At 68.0% G+C, this 23,027-nt stretch carries 24 protein-coding genes; 12 read left to right on the top strand and 12 right to left on the bottom strand.

From position 1 onward, the window contains the following. Positions 1–130 precede the first annotated feature (130 nt). From M9799_RS11190 to M9799_RS11165, 6 genes are read left to right on the top strand one after another with little or no spacing between them, the layout of a single operon-like run. Complete coding sequence (locus M9799_RS11190; protein ID WP_231041755.1) at positions 131–955, top strand: STAS domain-containing protein; 825 nt, start codon at positions 131–133, stop codon at positions 953–955. Positions 956–959: 4 nt separating this feature from the next. After that, the gene (locus M9799_RS11185) at positions 960–1,334 is read left to right on the top strand and encodes an STAS domain-containing protein (RefSeq protein ID WP_231041754.1); all 375 of its coding nucleotides are present in this window, start codon (positions 960–962) and stop codon (positions 1,332–1,334) included. Further along, entirely contained in the window at positions 1,324–1,728 is a 405-nt protein-coding gene (locus M9799_RS11180; protein ID WP_231041753.1) for an anti-sigma regulatory factor, read from the top strand. The genes M9799_RS11185 and M9799_RS11180 overlap by 11 nt, the downstream gene beginning before the upstream one ends. Beyond that, entirely contained in the window at positions 1,719–2,726 is a 1,008-nt protein-coding gene (locus tag M9799_RS11175; protein WP_231041752.1) for an ATP-binding SpoIIE family protein phosphatase, read from the top strand. The genes M9799_RS11180 and M9799_RS11175 overlap by 10 nt, the downstream gene beginning before the upstream one ends. Before the next feature lie 17 nt (positions 2,727–2,743). Then, entirely contained in the window at positions 2,744–3,643 is a 900-nt protein-coding gene (locus M9799_RS11170; protein ID WP_231042163.1) for a sensor histidine kinase, read from the top strand. Positions 3,644–3,648: 5 nt separating this feature from the next. Further along, positions 3,649–5,640, top strand: coding sequence for a response regulator (locus M9799_RS11165; protein WP_231041751.1), 1,992 nt, complete (start codon positions 3,649–3,651; stop codon positions 5,638–5,640). A 10-nt stretch (positions 5,641–5,650) separates the two neighbouring features. Here the strand turns inward: M9799_RS11165 and M9799_RS11160 are convergent, their stop codons facing one another. Together M9799_RS11160 and M9799_RS11155 are read right to left on the bottom strand one after the other, a co-directional pair. Continuing rightward, the gene (locus M9799_RS11160; protein WP_231041750.1) at positions 5,651–5,968 is read right to left on the bottom strand and encodes a response regulator; all 318 of its coding nucleotides are present in this window, start codon (positions 5,966–5,968) and stop codon (positions 5,651–5,653) included. Between the two features lie 186 nt (positions 5,969–6,154). After that, the gene (locus M9799_RS11155; protein WP_231041749.1) at positions 6,155–6,727 is read right to left on the bottom strand and encodes a hypothetical protein; all 573 of its coding nucleotides are present in this window, start codon (positions 6,725–6,727) and stop codon (positions 6,155–6,157) included. Positions 6,728–6,828: 101 nt separating this feature from the next. Here M9799_RS11155 and M9799_RS11150 point away from each other — a divergent pair, with 101 nt between their 5' ends. After that, positions 6,829–7,344, top strand: coding sequence for a YqaA family protein (locus tag M9799_RS11150; protein ID WP_231041748.1), 516 nt, complete (start codon positions 6,829–6,831; stop codon positions 7,342–7,344). 82 nt (positions 7,345–7,426) lie between these two features. Here the strand turns inward: M9799_RS11150 and M9799_RS11145 are convergent, their stop codons facing one another. Continuing rightward, a complete protein-coding gene (locus M9799_RS11145) occupies positions 7,427–8,416 on the bottom strand; it encodes a Bug family tripartite tricarboxylate transporter substrate binding protein (RefSeq protein ID WP_231041747.1) in 990 nt (329 codons plus the stop codon). Between the two features lie 43 nt (positions 8,417–8,459). Continuing rightward, on the bottom strand, positions 8,460–10,058 hold the full coding sequence (gene mdlC / locus M9799_RS11140; protein ID WP_231041746.1) for a benzoylformate decarboxylase: 1,599 nt from the start codon (positions 10,056–10,058) through the stop codon (positions 8,460–8,462). Between the two features lie 83 nt (positions 10,059–10,141). Between mdlC and M9799_RS11135 the strand changes: the two genes are divergently transcribed. Beyond that, positions 10,142–11,095, top strand: coding sequence for a LysR family transcriptional regulator (locus tag M9799_RS11135; protein WP_231041745.1), 954 nt, complete (start codon positions 10,142–10,144; stop codon positions 11,093–11,095). A gap of 44 nt (positions 11,096–11,139) precedes the next feature. On the opposite strand, the gene M9799_RS11130 is transcribed toward M9799_RS11135, so the two are convergent. The 3 genes from M9799_RS11130 to M9799_RS11120 form a co-directional block, all read right to left on the bottom strand. Beyond that, the gene (locus M9799_RS11130; RefSeq protein ID WP_231041744.1) at positions 11,140–11,568 is read right to left on the bottom strand and encodes a HepT-like ribonuclease domain-containing protein; all 429 of its coding nucleotides are present in this window, start codon (positions 11,566–11,568) and stop codon (positions 11,140–11,142) included. Beyond that, a complete protein-coding gene (locus M9799_RS11125) occupies positions 11,565–11,855 on the bottom strand; it encodes a nucleotidyltransferase family protein (RefSeq protein ID WP_231041743.1) in 291 nt (96 codons plus the stop codon). The genes M9799_RS11130 and M9799_RS11125 overlap by 4 nt, the downstream gene beginning before the upstream one ends. Positions 11,856–11,939: 84 nt before the next feature. Continuing rightward, positions 11,940–12,671, bottom strand: a complete 732-nt coding sequence (locus tag M9799_RS11120) for an ABC transporter permease subunit (protein ID WP_231041742.1) — start codon at positions 12,669–12,671, stop codon at positions 11,940–11,942. Positions 12,672–12,828: 157 nt separating this feature from the next. Between M9799_RS11120 and M9799_RS11115 the strand changes: the two genes are divergently transcribed. Then, positions 12,829–13,863 (top strand): DNA topoisomerase IB, encoded by a 1,035-nt coding sequence (locus tag M9799_RS11115; RefSeq protein WP_263725227.1) that lies wholly within the window; start codon positions 12,829–12,831, stop codon positions 13,861–13,863. 94 nt (positions 13,864–13,957) lie between these two features. Then, entirely contained in the window at positions 13,958–14,476 is a 519-nt protein-coding gene (locus tag M9799_RS11110; RefSeq protein WP_231041740.1) for a hypothetical protein, read from the top strand. Positions 14,477–14,556: 80 nt separating this feature from the next. Here M9799_RS11110 and M9799_RS11105 read toward each other — a convergent pair whose 3' ends face one another. Together M9799_RS11105 and M9799_RS11100 are read right to left on the bottom strand one after the other, a co-directional pair. Next, positions 14,557–15,018, bottom strand: coding sequence for a PA2169 family four-helix-bundle protein (locus M9799_RS11105; protein ID WP_231041739.1), 462 nt, complete (start codon positions 15,016–15,018; stop codon positions 14,557–14,559). Positions 15,019–15,207: 189 nt separating this feature from the next. Then, entirely contained in the window at positions 15,208–15,648 is a 441-nt protein-coding gene (locus M9799_RS11100; protein ID WP_231041738.1) for a hypothetical protein, read from the bottom strand. A gap of 250 nt (positions 15,649–15,898) precedes the next feature. Here M9799_RS11100 and M9799_RS11095 point away from each other — a divergent pair, with 250 nt between their 5' ends. Further along, positions 15,899–17,362 (top strand): PepSY-associated TM helix domain-containing protein, encoded by a 1,464-nt coding sequence (locus M9799_RS11095; RefSeq protein WP_250621319.1) that lies wholly within the window; start codon positions 15,899–15,901, stop codon positions 17,360–17,362. Between the two features lie 86 nt (positions 17,363–17,448). After that, complete coding sequence (locus M9799_RS11090) at positions 17,449–18,483, top strand: GGDEF domain-containing protein (RefSeq protein WP_231041736.1); 1,035 nt, start codon at positions 17,449–17,451, stop codon at positions 18,481–18,483. A 4-nt stretch (positions 18,484–18,487) separates the two neighbouring features. Here M9799_RS11090 and M9799_RS11085 read toward each other — a convergent pair whose 3' ends face one another. The 3 genes from M9799_RS11085 to M9799_RS11075 are packed head-to-tail and all read right to left on the bottom strand — an operon-like array spanning position 18,488 to position 22,843. Continuing rightward, the gene (locus M9799_RS11085; protein WP_231041735.1) at positions 18,488–18,793 is read right to left on the bottom strand and encodes a DUF3649 domain-containing protein; all 306 of its coding nucleotides are present in this window, start codon (positions 18,791–18,793) and stop codon (positions 18,488–18,490) included. Then, positions 18,790–20,412 (bottom strand): PepSY-associated TM helix domain-containing protein, encoded by a 1,623-nt coding sequence (locus M9799_RS11080; protein ID WP_231041734.1) that lies wholly within the window; start codon positions 20,410–20,412, stop codon positions 18,790–18,792. The genes M9799_RS11085 and M9799_RS11080 overlap by 4 nt, the downstream gene beginning before the upstream one ends. 10 nt (positions 20,413–20,422) lie before the next feature. After that, positions 20,423–22,843: a TonB-dependent siderophore receptor gene (locus tag M9799_RS11075; protein ID WP_231041733.1), complete on the bottom strand. Its 2,421-nt coding sequence runs from the start codon at positions 22,841–22,843 to the stop codon at positions 20,423–20,425. Positions 22,844–23,027: the final 184 nt, after the last annotated feature.

The following is a 23,027-nucleotide window of genomic DNA, read 5'->3' as shown; positions in this document are numbered from 1 at the left end:
TGTAGGAGGGAACCCCGATTCAGCTGCATCCGCCAGCTTGAAAGGGGGCAAGCGGCCGACTTGCCCCATAATCTTTGGAGCTTACAAGTTACATTCAGAGAGGGTTGCTGTGGGTACAAGTTTTGACACTTTGGCGCTCTTGCTCCAGCGCGAGCAATCGGCGATCCAACAAGGCTGGGCGGCCGCCGCGGGCGGCGCCAATGCCTCCCCCAAGGCCCAGGCCGAAGCCAGCAGCGTCTTGAGCGCGCTGCTGCCCGCCATCCAATCCGATACCAGCTTCGTCGCCGGCTCCGGCGCGTGGCAGCCCGTCAAGGCGGCCCTGGAACAGCTGTCCGCCTCGCGCGCGGCCCAGGGCATCACGGCCGGCAACACCAGTGCCTTCGTGCTGGCCCTGAAGCAGCCGATCTTCGCCGCGCTGCAAAAGGAATTGCAGTCCGACACCCAGGCCATGGTCCAGGCCATCTCCGAGGTGACGGGGCTGGTCGATGCCATGGCCCAGTGGACCGTCGATGCCTACCAGCGCACGCGCGAACAGCTGATCGCGCGCCAGCAGGAGGAACTGCTCGAGCTGTCCACGCCCGTCATCAAGCTCTGGGACGGCATCCTGGCCGTGCCGATGATCGGCACGCTGGACTCCAACCGCACCCAGCTGGTGATGGAGACGCTGCTGCAGCGCATCGTCGAAACCGAAGCCGAGCTGGCGATCATCGACATCACCGGCGTGCCCACCGTCGACACGCTGGTGGCCCAGCATCTGCTCAAGACCGTCACGGCCATCCGCCTGATGGGTGCGGATTGCATCATCAGCGGCATCCGTCCGCAGATCGCGCAGACCATCGTCCATCTGGGCATCGACCTTCAGTCCGTGACCTCCAAAGCCACCTTGGCCGACGCGCTGGCCCTGGCAATGAAACGCAGGGGCTACACCTTCACCAAGACCGCAAGGCAGGTCTGAGGCCATGTACCGCATCCCTATTCTGCGCATGGGGCGCTCCTTGCTCGTGACCATCCAGGTCGACATGGAGGACCAGACCGCCATGGCCCTGCAGGATGACCTGGCAGAGCAGATCGCCAATACCGGCGCCAATGGCGTGCTCATCGACATCTCGGCGCTGGAAATCGTCGATTCGTTCGTGGGCCGCATGCTGGCCGCCATCTCCGGCATCGGGCGCATTCTCGATGCCACCACGGTCGTGGTCGGCATGCAGCCGGCCGTGGCCATCACCCTGGTGGAGCTGGGCATGTCGCTCGACGGCGTCAAGACCGCCCTCAATGTCAGCCGCGGCATGGCGCTCCTGGAAGCGTCTGTCGAGGGAGATCCTTTTGACGAATGACACTCAGGGCGTGGAGCCGCTGCGCGTGGAGGCCGACATCATCCTCTGCCGCCAGGTGGTGAGAAAACTGGTGACCCAGCTGAAGTTCTCGATCGTGGACCAGACCAAGATGATCACCGCGGCCAGCGAGCTGGCGCGCAACACCGTGGTCTATGGCGGCGGCGGCGAGATGGAGTGGGAAATCGTCACCGACATGCTCAAGCAGGGCCTGCGCCTGCGCTTCAGGGACCAGGGCCCGGGCATTCCGGACATGGGCCTGGCGCTCAAGGACGGCTGGACCTCGGGCAAGGGCATGGGGCTGGGCCTGTCCGGCAGCAAGCGGCTGGTCCATGAGTTCGACATCGAATCGGCCGTGGGTGTGGGCACCTGCGTCAGTGTGACCCGGTGGAAGTGATACAAGGTTCCAGCCACGCCTGTTTTGCAATAGACGATCCCAGCGGTGTAGGCGAGGCGCGCCGCCACGTCGCGGCCCTGTGCCGCGATCTGGGTTTCGACGAGGTGCGCTGCGGCCAGGCCGCGATCATCATCAACGAGCTGGGCGGCAACCTGTGCAAGCATGCGGGCCGGGGCCAGCTGTGGATTGCCGCGCGCGCGGGCGAGGCACCCGAGCTCGAGATCCTGTCGGTCGACAGCGGCCCGGGCATCAGCGACCTGCCGCGCGCCATGCGCGATGGTTTTTCCACCGCCGGCACACCGGGTAACGGCCTGGGCGCGGTGCAGCGGCTGGCGACGGATTTCGACATCCACTCGGAAGTCGGCAAAGGCACCGTCACCCTGGCCCGGTTGCGGCCTGGCGCACGCAGCGGCAGCGCCTTCCGCTGGGGGGTGGTGGCCCTGCCCGCCCCGGGGGAGACCGTGTGCGGCGACAGCTGGGGCCTGGCCTTCGAGGGCCCGCGCGCGGCGCTGGTGGTGGCCGATGGCCTGGGACATGGCATCCATGCGGCAGAGGCCTCGCTGGCCGCGGTCGATCTGTTTGCCAAGCAGCCCTTTGCCGGAATGAAGGAAGCGCTCGAGGAATCGCATGTCGTCCTGCGCATGACGCGCGGAGCAGCCGTCACGCGCGCGCAGCTCGATGTCGAAACCGAGGAATTGCGCATGTCGGGCGCGGGCAACGTCGCGATCCGCGTGGTGAGCGGGATTTTCAACCGTTCGATGCTGCCCCAGCATGGCACCGTGGGCGTGAACATGCGGCGCGCGGAAGAAACAAGAATGCAATGGCCGGCGCATGCGCTGGTCGTGTGCCACAGCGACGGCCTGCAGTCGCGCTGGCCGCCCGAAGCCATCTTCGGGCTCATCGGACACGACCCGGCGCTGGCCGCGGCCGTGCTGGTGCGGGATTTCGGCCGGGGGCGGGACGACGTGACCGTGCTGGTGGTGCGCCGAGGCGACTAGGAGGCTCAATGAATGACATGATGGAAATCGACCGCAATGCCGGCAGCGCCCAGGGCGCCGAACTGGCGCAGGCGCTGGCCGCCGCCGAGGCCCAGGTGGAGGCCCTGCAGTCCGAGCTGGAGGAAACCAACCGCGGCGTGCTCGCGCTCTACGCCGAGCTGGACTCGCAAGCCGAGCATCTGCGCCAGGCCACCGAGCTCAAGAGCCGCTTCCTAGCCTACATGAGCCATGAGTTCCGCACGCCGATCGGCGCCATCCAGAGCATTTCGCGCATCCTGCTGGACCGCATGGACGGCCCGCTGACCGACGAGCAGGAAAAGCAGGTGCGCTTCATCCAGAGCACCTCGGCCGAATTCGCCGACATGGTCAACGACCTGCTGGATCTGGCCAAGGTCGAGGCCGGGCGCATCGACGTCTCGCCGGACTGGTTCGAGATGGTCGACGTGTTTTCCGCGCTGCGCGGCATGTTCAAGCCGGTGAGCATCAATCCGGACGTGACGCTGATCTTCGAGGAGCCGGTCAACGTCCCCAAGCTGTTCTCGGACGACCGCAAGCTGGCGCAGATCCTGCGCAACTTCATCAGCAACGCGCTGAAGTTCACGCTGCGCGGCGAGGTCCGCGTCAGCGCTCGGCGCCATTCGGAGGACTTCGTGCAATTCGCGGTGTCCGACACCGGCATCGGCATTGCGCCAGAATTCCACCACGCCATCTTCCAGGACTACTCGCAGATCGACTCGCCGATCCAGAAGCGCCTGCGCGGCACCGGCCTCGGGCTGTCGCTGAGCAAGCGCCTGGCCGAACTGCTGGGCGGCACCGTGTCCGTCGAAAGCGAATCCCAGAAGGGCTCGACCTTCTACGTGACCATCCCCATCAGCGTGGCAACGTCCACCCCCGAGGCCACGCACCGTTCAAGCTAAGCAACATGCCACCCACATCCGCCAGGCTCAACGTCAGCATCGACCGGTCCCAGCACACCGTATTGGTCGTCGACGACAACCCGGTCACCTGTTACGCGACTTCTCGCTCGCTGCGCGCGGCGGGGTTCCGCACGATCGAAGCCGGCACGGGCCAGGGCGCGCTCGACCTGTCGCTGGGCGACATCTCCGCGGTCGTGCTTGACGTGCACCTGCCGGACATCGGCGGTTTCGAGGTCTGCCGGATGATGCGCGAGCGCGAGGCCACCAGCGCCCTGCCCATCGTGCATCTGTCGGCGGCGTTCATTGCCGATGCCGACAAGATCGCCGGCCTCGATGCCGGGGCCGACGCCTACCTCACCCACCCCGCCGAGCCGGCCATGCTCGTGGCCACCATCCAGGCCCTGGTGCGGGCCCGGCTGGCCGAGGACCGCGTGCGCCAGAGCGAAGCCAAGTTCCGCTCCATCTACGAGCAGGCGCAAAGCGGCATCGCGCTGATCGACGATGGCGGCCGCTTCGTGGACGCCAACCCGGCCATGCTGGAGATGATGGGGCGCAGCGCCGAGGAGGTGTTGGGCCGCCCGGTCGCGGACTTCTCCGCGCCGGGGCACGAGCAGCACATCCAGGCGCTCAGCGCGGCGCAGAACGTGCAGTCCATGTGGCGCGAGGAAGTGGTGTTCCTGGACGCCAGCGGCCAGTTGCTGCACCTCGAGTGGAGCATGGCGCCCAGCGTCAACGGCGAGCTGCGCGTGGCCGCGGTGTCGAATGTCTCGAACCGCATCCAGCTCGAAGAGGAGCGCAGGCAGCTGCTCGAGCGCGAACAGGCGGCGCGCGCTGCCGCCGAGCGCTACAGCCGTTCCAAGGACGACTTCGTGGCGGTGCTGTCCCATGAACTGCGCAACCCGCTGAGCGCGATCATGATGAACGTGCACCAGCTGCTGCGCAAGGCGCCGCCCGCCGAATTCGCGCGCAGCCTCGACGCCATCAAGCGCAACGCCAGCACCCAGGCGCGCATCATCAGCGACATCCTGGATGTCTCGCGCATCAACTCCGGCAAGCTCGCGCTCGAGCGCGAATGGATCGAGCCGGACGCGCTGATCTCCTCGTCGCTCGATTCGCTCAAGGCGATGATGGAAGCCAAGCAGCTGCGGCTGCGCCTGGAGACGCAGACCCGCGGCGTCAAGGCCTTCCTCGATCCGGCCCGGTTCCAGCAGATCTTCTGGAACATATTGAACAACGCCATCAAGTTCTCCAGCGAAGGCGGGCTGCTCGAGGTCAGCCTGTCGGCCACGGACAACCAGCTGCTGCTGTCGGTGCGCGACCATGGCAAGGGCATCGAGGCCGCCTTCATGGACCGCATCTTCGAGAAGTTCACGCAGGCCGCCACGCCCGGAAGCCGCACCTCCGGCGGCCTGGGCCTGGGCCTGTCGATCGTCAAGCACCTGGTCGACCTGCACTCGGGAGACATCTCGGTGTCGAGCCCGGGCCTGGGCCTGGGGACCACGGTCAGCGTCACGCTGCCCCTGGGCCTGGCCGCCGAGGGACAGGCCGCCAGCCCGGATGCCGACATGGCCGCCGTGATGGACGGCGCGCAGGAACTGCAGGGCCTGCGCATCCTGGTCGTGGAAGACGATACCGAAGCCGCCAACCTGCTGGCACTGATCCTGCAGGAGCGTGGCGCCACGGTGTCGATGGCGGGCGATTACGACACCGCCGTGGCGCTTCTGGACCGGCACGGCGCCGACGTGCTGGTCAGCGACATCGGACTGCCCGGCAAGGACGGCTATGAGCTCATACGCGACGTGCGCGCATCGAAGAGCGGCCATGCCGGGCTTCCCGCCATCGCATTGACAGCTTTCGGGCGCGCCACGGACAAGCAGCTGGCCATGGACGCGGGCTTCGACTTCCATCTCGCCAAGCCGCTGCAGCCGCAGAAGCTGCTCGATGCCATCCGCTCGCTGATGGCCCGGCCGGCGCGCCAGGACGAAGCCCGGGCCTGAGGGCCGCGCCCTAGCTGGCGCGCGCGCTCAGCACGTCCTCGATGCCCAGCAGGGCCGCCTCCAGCTCCTCGGGTTCGGCGCTCTTGAGCAGCGCCCGCACATTCGGGCCGATCGCTTCCAGGCCATGCCTGAACTCATAGCCCGAGAGCAGCAGCACATGCCGGCTCGGGTCGTCTGCCACCCACTGCCTGGCAAGGTCCACGCCCGAGATGCCGGGCAGGCTGATGTCGGTGACCAGCACATCGAAGCGGGCGCGGTCGTCCCGGGCCAGCGCGGCTTCCGCATTCGGCAGCGCGACGATCTCGCGATGTCCGGCCTCAATGCACATTGCCACACCCTCCCGGATATCGGCATCGTCTTCTACGTATAAATAGGAAATCATTCTCTTGCGTGCCAATGGCGAGGACCTTGCTGCGAAAAGGCGCAGAGCGGGTGCCGGAGTTGTGACTGACAGGACTTTGTACCCTAATTCCCCGCTTCCTGCAGGGGTCGCGCAGCATCCCGAGCAATGGGGTCAGCGTGGCGCGAACGCCCACCAGGTATCGGCCACCTGGCGCAGGCCCTGCGCCGCCATGAGCCTGCGCAGCCAGGCGCGGTTGTAGAGCACGTCGGGCGACAGGCTGTCGCGCGGCGGCTGCGCCAGCGCCGCCGTGCTCACGCGCTGCAGCGGGCCGGAGGCTGCCTGCGGCGCGGCGCTGCCCATGTCCAGCAGCTCGCCGTCGGCCAGCGGGCCGCGCACGGTATCGGCGGCGCGCTCGCCATCGACCACGAGCACCGCTACCGCGATCACCTGCGCGCCGGCCGCTTTCCCCGCGGGCAACTGCGGGCAGCCCAGCACGCGCAGGCCCATGCCCTCGCGCGCCAGCGCCGCATGCACCGCCTGCAGGCGCGCGCGCTGGCTGGCCATGCGCCGGCACTCGGGCTGGGCCAGCACGGCCAGCGCACCCTGGCTTTGCATGTCTTGTCCCGCCGCCTCCTGTCCGGCCGTTCCCTGCGGCGGCACCACGGCACAGCTGGCCAGGCCCAGGGCCAGTACCCCCAGGCCGAGCTGCACCCAATCCCTACCCGGGGTCTGAAATCGTGGCATGGCGGACTACCTTTTTTGTTGTGTCGAGCGTTTACCATAACCTTCGTCCCAACAAAGACAAGCCGGTCCACACCTACACTTGCCGTCACATGGAAATCTGGATGCATCAGTTGCTGGGATGGTTGTCGCTGCCGCAATTCGGGCTGAGCACGGTTTTCCTGGTGGCCCTGGTTTCGGCCACGCTGCTGCCGCTGGGCTCCGAGCCCGCCGTGGCCGGGCTGCTGCAGCTCAACCCCGATCTTTTCTGGCAGGCGATCCTCGTGGCCACCGCCGGCAACACGCTGGGCGGCGCCATCAGCTGGTGGATGGGGCTGGGCGCGCACAAGGCCTGGGAGAAGGCCAAGGAGGCGCACCTGATCGAGGGCAGCCCCCCGGGCAAGGAGCCGCGCCAGCCCTCGCGCCACGAACGCAAGGCGCGCATCTGGCTGCGCCGCTTCGGCGCCAAGGCCTGCCTGCTGAGCTGGCTGCCCCTAGTCGGCGACCCGCTGTGCGCGGTGGCCGGCTGGCTGCGGCTGCCGTTCTGGCCCTGCCTGTTCTATATGGCGATCGGGAAGTTCTTCCGGTATCTCATCATGACCAGCGCGCTGGTCTGGATGTGGCCGGCGGGGAGTCTTTAGGGAGTTTCCTGAAAAACCACCCACCGAAGGGCAGGAGTTCAACACTGTAGGGCAGGCCGTCTCCCTGGGTCCTCGATCTGCCTCAATCCGCCTTCAGCCCAATGCTCCTCACCAATTCCCCGAACCTCTGCGCCTCCGCCCCATGGTGGTCGATGAACTGCTTGCGCGTCATCACCGCCGGCGTCGCGCCCAGGCTGGCGACGATGTCGCGCACGTTCTTCTGCTCCATGGCCCTGGCGACGCCTTCGCGCACCTTGTCGACCACCACCTCCGGCACGCCCGTGGGCGCGTAGATGCCGAACAGCGTGTCGGCGTCGAAGCCCGGCAGGCCGCTTTCGGCCAGCGTCGGCACGTTCGGGTACTGGGGCGAGCGCTGCGGGCTGCCCACGGCCAGCAGGCGCAGCTTGCCGGCCTCGACATGCTTGAGGCCCGGGCCCGGATCGAACCAGTACTGCAACTGGCCGCTGACCACGTCGTTGAGCGCGGGCGCCGCGCCGCGGTACGGCGCATGCACCGCCTCGACCTTGGCCATGCGCTTGAACATCTCGCCCGCCAGGTGCGGCGAGCTGCCCTGCCCCGGCGAGCCATAGCTCACCTTGCCCGGATTGGCCTTCAGGTACTGGATGAACTCGGCCACGTTCTTCGCCGGCACGTCGGGATGGGTCTCCAGGTAGACGTGCACGCGCGCCACAGCGGTGATCGGCGTGAGATCGCGCGCCGGGTCGTAGGGCAGCTTGGCGTAGATCATCGGGTTGATCGTGATCGCCCCGCCCGAGCTCAGCAGCAGCGTGTATCCGTCCTTGGCCGCACGCACCGTCTCGGCAATGCCGATGTTGCCGCCGGCGCCGGGCTTGTTCTCGATCACCACCGGCTGGCCCAGCGTCTTCGAGAGCTCGGGCAGCAGGGCGCGCGCCAGCACGTCGGCTGCGCCGCCGGGCGCGAAATTGACGACCAGGCGCACCGGCTTTTCCGGCCAGTTCTGCGCCACGGCCGGCAGCGCCAGCGCCGCCAGGGCCAGCGCCGGCAACGCCTTCAGGGCATGGCGGCGCGCGGCTTGGGTAGGTGATGTCATGATGCTTGTCTCCTTGTGAATTTATGGTTGTGCGGCGCCGGTGTCAGGCGACTTCGACCTCGACAAGTATCGGCCGCGGCGAGGCAATGGCCGCCTCGAGCGCGTCACGCAGCTGCAGCGCGTCTTCCACATGCACGCCGTCGCAGCCCTGGGCTTTCGCCAGGCCGACGAAATCGATGTCGGGCAGCTCCGTGCCCTCGACCTTCTCGCCATCGCGGTAGCCGAACACCTTGGCGAATTCCTGCAGCGCCGCGTAGCGCCGGTTCTTCAGGATCACGAAGGTGATCGGCAGCCGCAGCTGCGCCGCGCTCCACAGCGCCTGGATCGCATACATGCTCGAGCCGTCGCCGATCACCGCGATGATCTTCTTCTCCGGCTCGGCCAGCGCCACGCCCACGGCCGCCGGCATGCTGTGGCCCAGGCCGCCGCTGCACATGGTGTAGAAGGTGCCCGAGTGGAGGATCGGCAGGTGCGCCTGGATCGTCGGGCGCGAACTGGGCGCTTCCTCGACGACGATGCTGTGCGGATCGCGCAGCTCGGCCAGCGTCTGCATCGCCCAGGCCACCGACATGCGGCGCCCCGCCTCGGGCGGCTGCGCGCGCGGCGCAGGCACGCGGCGCGCGGGTGCGGGGCGCGCCGCTGGTGCGGGCCGCGCCAGCAGCTCCTGCACGCCCAGGCGGATGTTGCCGATGGCCGCAGTGCCCACCGGCGACCAGGCGGCAATGGCCGGGTCCTCGATCAGCTGGTACAGAGCCGCGCCCTCGGGAATGTGCGGGCCCTGGCCCTCGACATGGTAGGTGAAGGTGGCGGCGCCCAGCGCCAGCACCACGTCGTGCCCGCCCAGCAGCTGCACGATGCGCTCGCGCATGGCGGGCAGGAAGCCGGCAAACAGCGGATGGTCCTCGGGGAAGCTGCAGCGCCCGGACATCGGCGCGACATAGACCCGCGCCTGGTGGCGCTCGGCCAGCGCCACGACCGCATCCCAGGCCGCACCGCGGTCCACGGCCGCACCCACGACCAGCGCCGGCGTGCGCGCGCCATCGAGCGCCGTGCCGATCGCATCGAGCACGCGCGGATCGGGCCGGCTTTCGAAGCCGACATCGCGCACCTGGATGGGCTCGGCCGGGTGGTCCCAGTCATCGGCGGGAATGGACACCAGCACCGGGCCGCGCGGCTCCTGCATGGCGATGTAGTAGGCGCGCGCCAGCGCCTGCGGCACATCCTCGGCGCGCGCCGGCTCGCAGCTCCACTTGACATAGGGCTTGGGCAGCTCGGCCGCCTGGTTCGAGTGCAGGAAGGGGTCGAACTGCAGGATCGAGCGCGCCTGCTGGCCGGCGGTGATCACCATCGGCGTGCGGTTCTTGAAGGCCGTGAAGATATTGGCCATCGCATGGCCCACGCCCGCGGCCGAATGCAGGTTCACGAAGCTGGCGCGGCGCGTGGCCTGGGCGTAGCCATCGGCCATGCCCACGACCACTGCCTCCTGCAGGCCCAGCACATAGGAGAAGTCTTCGGGATAGTCGCGAAACAGCGGCAGCTCGGTCGAGCCGGGGTTGCCGAAGATGCGCGTCATGCCGAGCTGGCGCAGCAGGTCGATCACCGCATGGCGCACGGTGTGGGGGGAATTCAGGTTCTGTGGCATCGGGGTTCCTTGGCGTACAGCGCATCGTGCCCGCGGCGATAATTTCCAGCAATTGAATAAACCATCTAAGAGATATTCATTCCATGGATATGAACCAGCTGGATCTGAACCTGCTGCGCGTGTTCGATGCCGTCTACCGCCACCGCAGCGTGAGCCGCGCGGCCGAGGAGCTGGGCCTGTCGCAGCCCGCAGCCAGCCAGGCAGTGACGCGCCTGCGCCTGCTGCTGGGCAATGCGCTGTTCGAGCGCGTACATGGCGGCGTGCGCCCCACCCCGCGCGCCGAGCGCCTGGCGGCCGTGGTGCGCGAGGCGCTGGCGGCGCTGGAGGTCGGCCTGGGCGAGGCGCGGGCTTTCGATCCACGGGCATCGCAGCAGGTGTTCCGCCTGCACCTGAGCGACATCGGCGAAGCGCGCTTCCTGCCGGCCCTGATGGCGGCGCTGCGTGAACGCGCGCCGGGCGTGCGCATCGAGACGCTGCCGCTGCCCATGGCGGAGATCGCCGAGGCGCTGGACCGCGGCACGCTGGATGCGGCCATCGGCTTCCTGCCCGGCGTGCCGAGCACCGAGCACAGCGTGCTGCTGCACGACCACTATTGCGTGCTGCTGCGCAGCCAGCACCCGCTGCTGGCTGCCACGAAAGGCCGGCGCCTGGGGCTGAAATCGCTGCGCCAGCTGGAATTCGTTGCCGTGCGCTCGCATTCCGAAACCCTGCGCATCCTGCAGTCGCTCGATCTCACCGGCCGCATCCGGCTGTCCGCGGCGCATTTCCTGGCCGTGCCCTCGATCGTCAGCGAAACCGATCTTGCCGTGCTCATGCCGCACGAGATTGCCGCGGTCTTCGTGCGCCGCGGCGGCTACGCGCTGCTCGAGGCCGAGCTGCCCGGCCACCGCTTCGCGGTCTCGCTGCACTGGAGCCGGCGCTTTGCGCAGGAGCCGGGGCGGCTGTGGCTGCGGGAGTGCATCGGGGAGCTGTTTGGGCAGCAGACGGGCTCTGGGGACCAATCCAGCACTGACCGAAGGACAAAACGGAGCCGCTAAAAGGCCTGCCTAGGGCAGCGCGGGAACGCGGGAATCACCTGCTGTTATCGCCTGTGACCACGCTGAGGGCGGGCGCGATCCACACGAACCAGTGGATCGTTCTGGTCCAAGCAGTGCTGTACCTTTGCTACCAACGCAGGTAGGTCCAGCTTCACGACACCCCACAGCAACCCATGATCCACATCTCCATAGCCATGGCTGATCTTCGAGCGCAAGCCGTACCATCCACTTACATCCAGCGACTGGCGCCGCACATATTCGGGATCTGTCGCCTGGATATTGTGCAGCGCCTGACCAATGATCTCCAGCCGGCGCACCACACTGTCGCGCACCTGGGTGAGCTGGATTGAAGATGCATCTTCACTGGCATAGGTGTCCCGGGTGTATGGCCGCAGATAGGCTTGCAGCAATGCGGCCGAATCCAGGACATCTTGCAGATAGCTTTCGATGCGTTTCGAAGGCGGGGGTTTCATAGCGCAACAGCCTGCCTCAACACCTCATCGCGCCATTGCCGCGGCAACCCCGCCAGGGTATTGACCTCGAAAGTCAGGCCCAGCTCGCGCTGCAGTTGCTGCTCCATGTGCACGATATCAAGCATCGTCGCGCCAGGCAGGGCATCGACCAGCAGATCCACATCGCTGGAGCGGGTCTGCTGCCCTTTGGCCACCGATCCATACAGGCGTGGATTGTGGCCCTTGTGCAGGGCCACGATGCGCCGGATGGAATCCTTGTGGCGCATGATTTCAGCGTAGGTATTCACAGCGCATCTCCTGATTGCTAGCGCGTACATGCACTGCGTCATTGTTGCATCATGAGCCACAACACACCTGATCTCCATGCCTCTTCAGATGCCTTTGGCTGCCACTCCGCCAGACCTTCGCAGATGGGTTGTAAACAAGCGAAACAGCGCAAATATCACTGCCAGCACCAGAACCATGCCTTGCAATACAGGAATGTCACGCTGGAAGATCGCTGCATGCAGCAGATGGCCCGCGCCAGGCCAGCCAAACACGGTTTCCATCAGGATCGCGCCGCCGACCAGATGAGGCAGCTGCAACGCCAGCGCCACCAGTAGCGAGGGCCCGGCGTTTTTCAGCACCTGCCAGGCAAAGCGCTGCGAGACGCCGAGGCCATGGTGCACGATTCCCATAGCCGCACCGCGCACCGCGCGCATCGCGCTGCCCGCCGGGATGACGCCCAGCGCGATGGCCGGCAGCAACAGGGCACCGTCCACCGCGGGCAACCATCCCATGCTGGCGCTGAAGGCTGCAACCAGCGCCAGAGTCACCCAGCAGTGCGGCAATGAGACCCCGATCATGGCAAATGCCGAGTCCAGCCGGTCGGGCCAGCGGCTGCGCTGCAGCGCGGGCTGGACGCCCAGCAGCGTGCCGCCTGCCGTGCCGATCAGCGCCGCCGTCAGCGCCAGCAGCAGGGTGTTCCCCAGCGCGTGTGCCAGTGCGGCGGCCAGGCCGCTAGCAGTGTCGTTCATCAGAAGCCGGCAGAGCAGGCCGACGGCCAGCGCGGTGGCCAGGACATGGAGTGCCGAGAGAAGCAGGGAAGGGTGGCTGAAGCGCATGCCTGGTTCAAGCAATTGGCGGGCCAGCCTGGAAATACGGCGCTGGACTGCCGCCTTCCCGAAGCTTCACGAGGAAGCGGCGCCGGCTGACGGCGCCGCGGCCCGAATGTGCGCAAGATCGACCTCGATCCATATCCAGAAAAGGGCGCGCACCACGATGGCCACGCTGATCTATGTCGACGAGCAGACCGAAGGCTGGCGCCGCGTGCGCCGCGGCAAGGGCTTTTCCTATGTGGCGCAGGACGGCAGCCCGGTGCGCGACCCCGGGCACCTGGAGCGCATCCGCAAGCTGGCCATTCCGCCGGCCTATACCGATGTCTGGATCTGCCCCGATGCCAACGGCCACCTGCAGGCCACGGGGCGCGATGCGCGCGGGCGCAAGCAGTACCGCTACCACGCGCTGTGGCAGGAGCACCGCACGCAGGCCAAGTTCGAGCGCATGCGCGAGTTCGGCCACCACCTGCCGGCGATCCGCCGCGCCGTCGAGCGCGATCTGGCGCAGCGCCGCCCGGGGCTGGAGCTGGTCGCCGCCACCGCCGTGCGGCTGCTGGACGCCACCGGCATACGCATCGGCAACGACGAATATTCGGAGCAGAACGGCTCCTACGGCCTCACCACGCTGAAGAACCGCCACGCCAAGGCCACGACCAGCGGCCTGACGCTGCATTTCAAGGGCAAGAGCGGCGTCATGCAGAAGGTGTCGGTTGCCGACCGGCGCGTGGCGCGCATCGTGCGGCGCTGCCAGGAGCTGCCGGGCCAGCGGCTGTTCCAGTTCCTCGACGAGAACGACGAACTGCAGCATCTGCGCTCCGATCACGTCAACGACTACCTGCGCTCGCTGTGCGACGAGGATTTCACGGCCAAGGACTTCCGCACCTGGCATGCCAGCGTCACGGCGATGGAGCTGGCGCTGCAGGCGCGCGAGGCCAATGCCGAGGCCGGCATCCTGGACGAGCCGGCGATTGCCGATATCGTCAAGCAGGTTGCGCAGCGCCTGGGCAACACCAGCGCGGTGTGCCGCAAGTTCTATATCCACCCCGAGGTGCTGAGCTATTGCGCACGCGAGGCCGAGGCTGGAGCGGGCACCCCGCGCAAGTCCGGCCTGAGCGCCCCGGAGTGCGCGCTGCTGCAGCTGCTCGACAGCTGCCAGCCGGCCATGAAGGAGCCCGTCAGGATCCTGGCCCCCGCATGAGACACGAAGCCGGCGCCATGGCTTTTCGTCCTATGGCGCCTGCCGCGCAGACGCGCTAGGCTGCAATCACCAAAGAAACCTGAGGAGCTATGCAATGGATCCAGCCGATCACCGCGCCTATGGCGTGTTCAAGCCCGTGGGCCACATGGTGGTGTCGTTTCCCGATGCCGACAGCGCCGGCAAGGGCAGGCAAGCCCTGGAGGCGCTGGGCTTCGAGCGCGCCGACATCCACCCCTACACCGCCGAACAGATGGTGGCGCAGTGCGATGCCGACATCGCGCGCGCCAGTCCCGTGGCTTCCATCGGCCAGGAGCTGAACCTGGTCAAGGCCTACCGCGAGCTGGCCGAGCGCGGTTTCCACTGGCTGGTCGTGCACGTGGAGGACGACGACCGCGCGCGCCGCGCCGCCGATGCGCTGCAGGACGCAGGCGCGGAGCGTGCGCAGCACTACGGCCGCTTCATCATCGAGGAGATGATCGAGCGGCCCTCCGATGTGCGCCAGGTCAAGGAGTCGCCCGATACCGGGCTGGATCCGCAGACCCCCTCGGGGCAGGAAAAGGAACGGGCGCATATGCGCCCGTCCGATAACTCCGATCGCGACCTGAAGCGTTGAAGCCTTGGCTTCAGACTCCAAGGGGCCTTGAAGAAGGCCCCTTTTGGTGCCCCCGCAGGGGCTCCAGGATCGCTTTGTCTTCAGGCCTTGTCGGCCGCGCGAGCCGCGTCGCGCAGGTTGCGGATCTCGTTGTGGTTGCGCTTGGCGCCTTCGTATTGCTGCTGCACCACGGCGCGCACATCGGCCGGCAGGTCCTTTTCCAGGGCCTCGCGATAGCGCTCCAGCGCTGCATCCTCGCCGCGCTCGGCTTCCTCGAGCATGTTCAGGTCGCTGTAGCCGGCCAGCGTGCCCTTCACGGCCACCCAGCCGCGGTGCGCGGCGCCGGCAATCGTGCCGCCGTCGGGCGAGGACTTGCCGCCCAGCTGGGCCACCAGGCCGCGCAGCTGCTCGGCTGCCTGGCGGCAGTCCTGGGCGCGCGCCAGGAAGGTCCTCTTCAGGCTGTCGGTGCGGGCATGTTCGGCGCTGCTCTGGAAGCCGAACTCGCCATCCTTGCAGTTTTCAATCAGGTCGTTGAGGGTATCGATGACTTGCTTGTTTTCCATGGTGATGCTTCCTGTTGGATGGTTGAGACTGCCCGCCTCCGGACGGGCCTGGAAATTGGCCTTGGCCATGCCCGCTGCCCTTTCGGCGACGGATTGATACCCATTTGACGGCAGCCCGCCGCCCGGCGGAGTCGGTCGAACGCCCTTGTCCGACGCGTCCTGCGCCTACAAGGCATGCAGCGCCAGAGCTCAGAACTGGAACTTCAGTTTCATTTTCAGCTGCCATCGCTTCACGGCGAAAGGCTGCGCCGTGGTGCAGTGATGGGAGCCGCCGGTGCGCTTGTCGTAGGCAGCGAAGCCACGCAGTGCGAGCGTGGTGCCGGCGCCAGGATTCCATTGCAGCGCCACGCCGGGGCGGGGGGACGCCGCATGGCTCCAGACAGGCGGGCGTTCCGCCGGGCGCCCGCCCGCATGCTGCCAGCCAGCGGAGAGCGTCCATCCCGGCTGCAGCTCCCAGCCAACCCAGGCCATGGCGGCGCGCGCGTGGATCCGATCGTGCAGCATGCCCCCTGCGCGCGGCAGCGCGAGCGTTGCGCCGGCCTGCAGCGCAGGGGCAAGGCGCAGGGCCAGCGTGGCTTCCACATGTTCATCGGCCTGCAGGTCCATCGACCAGCGATCGCCTGGCAGCATGGGCCCCGGTTCGGCTGGCAATGGCAGAGCGCGCGCAGGCAGGGCCGCAAAGACCCATACTGCGAGCCAGTGCAGACAGGCCGTGCGCCAGGACCACGGAAAGGCTGAAAACAACCGCTTCATAAACCAAAACAAGTGTCAACTTATTTTTCATAGCCAAAAACTATTATGTATCTGGCTTTGTGGTTCACGCAAGTTCCCGGCCGGTAGCTCCATGCCCGCGCGCCCCTGCCCCGACCATCCGAATTCCATGACGACCTTCCCCTCAGCAAACCCTGCGCGCCCCGGCTCCAGAAACCGCTTCCCCGATCTCTACCGCGCGGTCTGGCGCTGGCATTTCTATGCCGGCCTGCTGGTGCTTCCCTTCCTGATCTGGCTGGCCGTCACGGGCGGCCTCTATGTCTTCAAGAACCAGATCGACGGCTTTTTCCACCAGCAGCTGATGTCGGTGGCTGCGGCGGACACGCCCGTGCGCGCCCCGACCGAGCTTGCCGCCGCCGCGCTGGCCGCGCATCCGGGCGCGCTGCTCAAGTACACGCCGCCCGCGGGCCCGGCGCGCAGCGCCGAGGCGCTGGTGTCCACCATTGCCGGCGAGCGGCTGGTAGTGTTCGTCGATCCGTACCGCGCCCGGGTGCTGGGCACGCTGCCCGATGGCGGAAGCGTGGCCTGGACCATCCGCAAGCTGCACAGCCTCAAATACTTCAGCCCGATCGCACGTGGGGCGATAGAGATCGCGGCCGGCTGGGCGATCCTGCTGGTGCTGACCGGCATCTACCTGTGGTGGCCGCGCGGGCGCTCGGGCGGCGTGGTCAGCGTGCGCGGCACGCCGGCCAAGCGCGTGTTCTGGCGCGACCTGCATGCGGTCACGGGCCTGGGCGTCGGCGGCATGGTGCTGTTCCTGGCGCTCACGGGCATGCCCTGGTCGGTGCTGTGGGGCCAGCAGATCAACCAGTGGGCCAATGGCAACAATTTCGGCTATCCGGCCGGCGTGCGCGTGCAGGTGCCGATGTCGCAAGTGCGGCTGGCCGAGGGCGAGAGCACCACCTGGTCGCTGCAGCAGGCGCAGCTGCCGCAGTCGGGCCATGAAGGGCATCAAGGCCACGAAGACCACGACGGCCATTCGGGCCATGACGGGCACGAGGGCCATACCGCCCACGCCGGCCATGCGGTGCCCGATGTCCCGCCCCTGCCCTCGGCGCTGGATCTCGATCAGGCCGTTGCCGCCTTCGACCGCCTGGGCCTGGCGCCCGGCTATGCGGTGCAGATGCCGCGCGGCCCCAAAGGCGTCTATTCGGGCTCGGTATATCCCGCGGATCTGGCGCGGCAGCGCGTGGTGCATCTGGACCAGTACAGCGGCAAGCCGCTGCTGGACATGTCCTATGCCGACTACGGACCGATGGGCAGGACGCTGGAGTGGGGCATCAATGTGCACCTGGGCATGGAATGGGGGGTGTTCAACCAGGCGCTGCTGGTCGTGACCTGCCTGGGCATTGTGCTGCTGTGCGCCAGCGCCGCCGTGATGTGGTGGAAGCGCCGCCCCGCGGGCGGCCTGGGCGTGCCGCCGCAGCCCGCGAACCGCCGCCTGCAGGCGGGCGTGCTGGCGCTGCTGCTGGTGGGCGGCGCGATCTTTCCGCTGGTGGGTGCATCCATGTTGATCATGGCGCTGCTGGACTGGCTGGCATTCGGGCGGCGCGCGCAGCAAACCCCGGCCTGACACCCAGCGCAATTCCTCGACCGGCAGGCTGGACATTGCCTGCAGGCTTTGCGCCGCTTGCCGGCCGGGCGCATCATTCCACCGGAATGCAAGCACCTTCGTATCAGCAGAAGTCCTTTTGCCAGCTTCGGCCGGTGGCAGTGGTCTGCAAGATCATTGCCACCCTGGCCTGCCTGGCTTTCCTGGTGCTGGTCGACCTGCATTACCCGGTACCTTCCTACCTGTACCTCTGGGTGTTGGTGGCGGGCATCTGCTGCTGGGCCGCGGCCAGGGCCCAGACCCCCGATTTCCTGTTCGTCATGGCCACGCTGGTGCTGACGATCTGCTCGGCATGCCTCGCGCAGCTGGCGGTGGCCATGGGCGAGCCGACGTACTGGCTGCTGCCGATCGGCATGGTGCTGAGCCTGCCCAGCGCCACCATCCACATGCGCCCGCTGCATTACCTGGTGTGCAGCAGCCTGATCTGGGGCACGGCCTATCTGCTGATCCAGCCCACGTTCGTGCGCCCGCTGGATTTCACGCTGACCATGATGACCATGGGCGCCACGCTGCTGACCGGGCTGGCGGTCTGCATCGCCTACCAGCGGGTGCGCAAGACGGTGTTCGAACTGCAGCAGCAGCTCCATGCGCTGGCCTACCAGGACCCGCTCACCGGGCTGCCCAACCGCCGCGCCTTCCTGCAAGGCCTGGAAGCAGCCGGCGCGCCGCGCTTTTTCCTGATGATCGATATCGACGACTTCAAGAACATCAACGACACCCTGGGCCACGCTGCTGGCGACCAGATGCTGATCGACGTCGGCAAGGTGCTGCAGGCCACCGTTCCCGGGCATTCCCTGGCGCGCCTGGGCGGCGAGGAGTTCGCGGTGGCGGCGCACGCGGCGGACCTGGCGCATGCCGAGCAGCTGGCGCAGCGCCTGGTCGCGGCGGTGCATGCCATCAGAATGCACGGGCTGGTGCCGTCCATCAGCCTGGGCCTGGCCGAGCGCGGCGCGGGCGAAGCCGCCGCCAGCTGGATGCAGCGCGCCGATGCCGCGCTGTACGAGGCCAAAAGACGGGGCAAGAACCGCTACGCGGTGGACCGCGCCGATACCCCTGCCGCCACGGGCTCGGCGCCGTCTTGATGCGCTATGCCGGCCAAAGCCACAGCAGCGCGGCGCAGGGCGCGCACACGCCGCAGATCCCGGCCCAGGCGCGCGTGGCGGAGCGCGCGGCAAACACCCATAGCGCCGCGACGGTGTAGAGCGCGAAGCTGGCGAAGCTGGCCCACAGCACCGCATCGGCGCGCGGCATCAGCGCCGCGCGCACCATCAGCAGCGTGAAAGCCGACGCGCACAGCGCCGCCACCGCGTAGCCGCCCAGGCCCGCCGCCAGCACGCGGCTGGCCACGCTCCAGCGCCCGGCCGCGCCTGACCCTTGGTGCGTTCGGCTCATGCGCGCGCCTCCATGGCAGCGCCGCGGCGCGGCTGCGCCACCGGCTTGGCGCGCCAGCCGCGCTGCGTGCGCCAGGCCGTCCAGGCCAGCGCCAGCCCGAGGCCCAGCGCCACCAGCTCCACCGACATGCGCTGCCAGTCCGCTGCCCCGGCGTAGCCCAGCAGATGCTGGCCCGTGGACGCCGCGTTCAGCGCTGGCAGCGCCAGGCACAGCGCGGCCGCGGTGCCCAGCTGCTCCACCCAGGCGCGCCGCGGCGGGCGCAGCGCGGCATGCACCAGGGTGGCCAGCCAGATCCACAGGAAGGCGCGGATCTCCCACTGCGGGCGTTGCGCCAGCTCCACGGGCAGCAGCCGGTTGGCGTGGAAGAACGCAATGCAGGCCACGCAGATTCCCGCCACCGAGGCCACGCCCAGCGCGTCGATGCAGCGGTAGACGCCCGCCGTGGCACGGCCGAATTCCTTCCCGCTCTTTTGCCGCCGCTTGACGCTGAACAGCACCGTGCCGGTGGCCACCATCACGGTGCCCACCAGCCCGCTGAAGAAATACAGCCAGCGCATGCTCCAGCCACCGAAGCGCGCGAAATGCAGCGACTCCATCACGCCATGCACCTGCTCGGTGGCAAAGGCGGCGCCAGGATCGTGGCGCTGCAGCTGCAGCACTGCGCCGCTCACGCCGTCGAAGGCCACGCTGCCCGCGGGGTTGAGCAGGGTGCGCGAGGGGTGCTCGTTCTCGTCCACGCGCCCGAGCACGCGCACGGTGGCATGCAGGTCGCCGGGCTGCTCCACCACCAGCGCGCGCGCCGGCTGGCCCAGCAGTTGCCGGGCCTGCGCCAGCAGCGGCGCCAGGGGCACCAGCGCCGCCGCCTCGCCGGCGCGCGAACGGTCGGGCGGCTCGGCCGCGTGCTGCAGCAGCTCGCCCTGGAAGCGCGCGTGGGCCTGGGGCTCGCTGCCGTAGACCGTGCGCATCGGCCAGGGCATGTAGGAGGTGTAGAAGATGAACAGCCCGGTGTAGACGATCATCAGCAAGAAGGGCAGCGTGGTCACGGCCGTGGCGTTGTGCGCGTCGAGCCAGGAGCGCTGGCCCTTGCCCGGGCGGAAGGTGAAGAAGTCCTGGAAGATGCGCCGGTGCACGACCACGCCCGAGACCAGGCCCACCAGCATGCACATCGACACCCATCCCACCAGCCAGTAGCCCGGCATGCCCGCATGCAGCAGGTAGTGGAAGGACATGAAATGGCGCCCGCCCTCGGTGGCGCGCCCCCAGGGCTGGGGCAGCAGCGCGCCCGTCACCGGGTGCAGCGCGGCGTGCTCCTGCGTGCGCCCCTGGCGCCAGATCAGCAGCATGGCGTCGCCCGGATGCGCCGGGAACTCGATGCGCCACAGCCGCGCGCCGGGCGCCTGCTGCGCCAGGTGGCGCACCGCCTGCTCCAGCGGCACGGCCATGCCGGAATCGGCCGCCGCCGCCTCCTGCAGCGCCGGCCGCGCCTGCATCCAGCGCGTGATCGGCTCGCGGAACACGCTCAGCGTCCCCGTGAGCATGATCGCGCACAGCAGCCAGCCGCAGGTCAGGCCGCACCAGGTATGCAGCCAGGCCATGGACTGGCGAAAGCCGTTCTTCATCGCAGCCCGATCAGAACGCGCCGCGCAGCGTCAGCATCACGTTGCGCGGGTCGCCGTAGTAGTTGCCGTTGACCAGCGTCGTGCTCGAGCTGTAGTAGCGCTTGTCGAACAGGTTGTTCACATTCAGCGCCGCCGTCCAGTTGCGGTCGATCCGGTATTTGAGCAGCGCGCTCCACACCGCGCGCCCGCCGTTGAGGGCGCGCGCGGCGCCGACCTGCTGGTAGCTGGCGCTCTGCGCGTTGACACCGCCGCCGAGCGTGAAGGCATTGAGCTCGCCGGGCAGCTGGTAGGTGCTCCACAGGCGCAGCAGATGCTTGGGCGTCTGGGTCTGGAAGGCCAGGCCTTCGTTGTCCACGTCCTTGACGTACTTGCTGCGCACGAAGGTATAGCCCGCAAACAGGTTCCAGCCGCGCGCCACTTCCCCGCTGATTTCGGCGTCCAGGCCCTGGCTGCGCACCTTGCCGGAGTCGGTGTAGCAGTAGAAGTCGTCGCGGCAGGTGGGGCTGCTGCCGTAGTCCACCTGCGCGCGGTGCTTCTGCTCGATGCGGAACAGCGCCAGGGAGGTGTTGAGCCGCCCCTGCATCAGCTCGCCCTTGAGGCCGGCCTCGTAGTTGGCGCCGACCATGGGCCGCAGCAGCGCGCCGGAAGCGTCCAGCTCGTTCTGCGGCTTGAAGATGTCGGCATAGCTCACATAGGCCGACCATTGCGGATCCAGCGCATAGATCAGGCCGGCATAGGGGTTGATCTTGGCGTTGTTGCGGGCACGCGTGGTGCCCGTCGAGGGGGCCGCACCCGTCGTGACGGTGTCCCAGTCCGTGCGGAACCAGCTCACGCGCGCGCCCACGACGAGCTTGAGCGGATCGCTCAGCTGCAGGCGCAGCGCGTTGTAGAAGCCCAGCTGCCGCGCATTGCCTTTGCGGTCTTCGCGCGTGGCGGAGTAGATCTCCGAGTCCAGGGGTTCGCGCAGCGCCGGGTCGTAGCTGCCGATGTTGAAGATGTTGTAGTTGGTCCTGAAACCATAGGTGGTGTCGTTGGTCGTGCGCGTGTAGTTCATGCCGCTGACCAGCTCATGGCGGCGGCCGTAGGCATCGAAGCGGCCCGTCAGGTGGGCGTCGATGCCGCTGGTCTCCAGGTCGGCCAGGGAGCGCGCGACGATATTCGCGCTCTGCCCCAGCGCCGGGTTCACCGCGCGGTTGACGCCGGCGTACTTCATGTCGTGGTCTTCGGTCAGGTACAGGCCCGACACCAGCAGCTTCCAGTCGTCGTCGAACTGGTGGCTGACATCGAAATGCAGGCCGCGGTGGCTGCTTTCCTGGCGGTTCCAGGTGGCGCCGAAATAGGTCGAGCGCGGCAGACCCAGATCGCCCCCCGTGGTGCTGCGCGGCAGGCCGTTGAGAAAGGGGCGGCCGTGGATTTCCTCGGCGCTCGCGGCCACGTTGATGCGCGTGGCCGGCGACAGGTCGTACTCCAGCGTGCCGTAGACCGCGGTATTGCGCCGGTTCACGTAGTCGATGAAGGAATGCTGGTCCTCATGGTCGATCAGCGCGCGGCCGCGCAGCGTGCCTTCCTCGTTGAGCACGCGCGAGATGTCCAGCTGCGCGCCATAGCGGTCCCACGATCCGGCGCGCAGCTCCGCCGTCATGGCATTGCCGTCGAGCGGACGCTTGCGCACCAGGTTCACCGCGCCGCCGGGGCTGCCCTCGCCCTGCAGCAGCCCGGCTGCGCCGCGCAGCACCTCGGCGCGGTCGATGCTGGCCATGTTCGAGGAGAAGTTGCTGGCCCGCCCGTAGATGCCGCGGTTGAGCGGCACGCCGTCGTACTGCACCGTCGTCAGGTCGAAGCCGCGCGAGTAGATGTACTTGCCTCCCTGCGGGCTTTGCGCCAGCGTGATGCCGGTGGTGCTGGCCAGCACGTCGTAGACCGACTTGAGATTCTGGTCGTCCATCAGCTGGCGCGTGACCACGCTCACGGATTGCGGGATGTCCTTGATCGCCTGCGTGCCGCGGCCCAGGGTGACGGCCGGCGTGGTGTAGGAGCCCGTGTGCTCGGTCACGGCGCTGCGCGCGGCCAGCGCCGACACCGTGACGGGAGCCAGCGTGGCGCTGCCCTGGGGCACGCGGCGCACGAGCACCGCGCTGCCGTCGATCTCGGCATACAGCCCGCTGCCGGCCAGCAGGCGGTTCAAGGCTTCGGAAGCCGTAAGCTGCCCCTGCACGGCGGGGGCGCTCTTGCCCTCCACCAGCGCCGGCTGCACCATCAGCTCGAGCCGGGCCTGGCGCGCCAGCGCATCGAGCGCCTGCGCCAGCGGCTGCGCGGCAATGCGGAACTCGATCGAGGCCGGCGCGGCGCCGGATTGGGCCTGGGCCGGCACCGCCGCCAGCAGGGCAACGGCCACCGCCAGCGGGGCGGGATGGAAACGGAAACGGGACATGCGGGAACTCTCCGAAGCTGGAATGAATAGGAATGCTTCTCAGGTAGACGCATGGCATCGCAAAACCCCAACCGGGTTTGCAAATTTTTTTACAAAATGCATGGAGGATGCAGTTGCTTGCCCTTGAAGAGCACGCGGTCGTCAAAGCGGCTGGGCACGGCCGGGCTCCGGCATCGGTAGACTG

This window comes from Comamonas endophytica, from assembly GCF_023634805.2.
Lineage (GTDB): Bacteria > Pseudomonadota > Gammaproteobacteria > Burkholderiales > Burkholderiaceae_C > Comamonas > Comamonas endophytica.
Note: the sequence above shows the minus strand (reverse complement) of the source record. Positions and strands in the feature narration are given on the sequence as shown.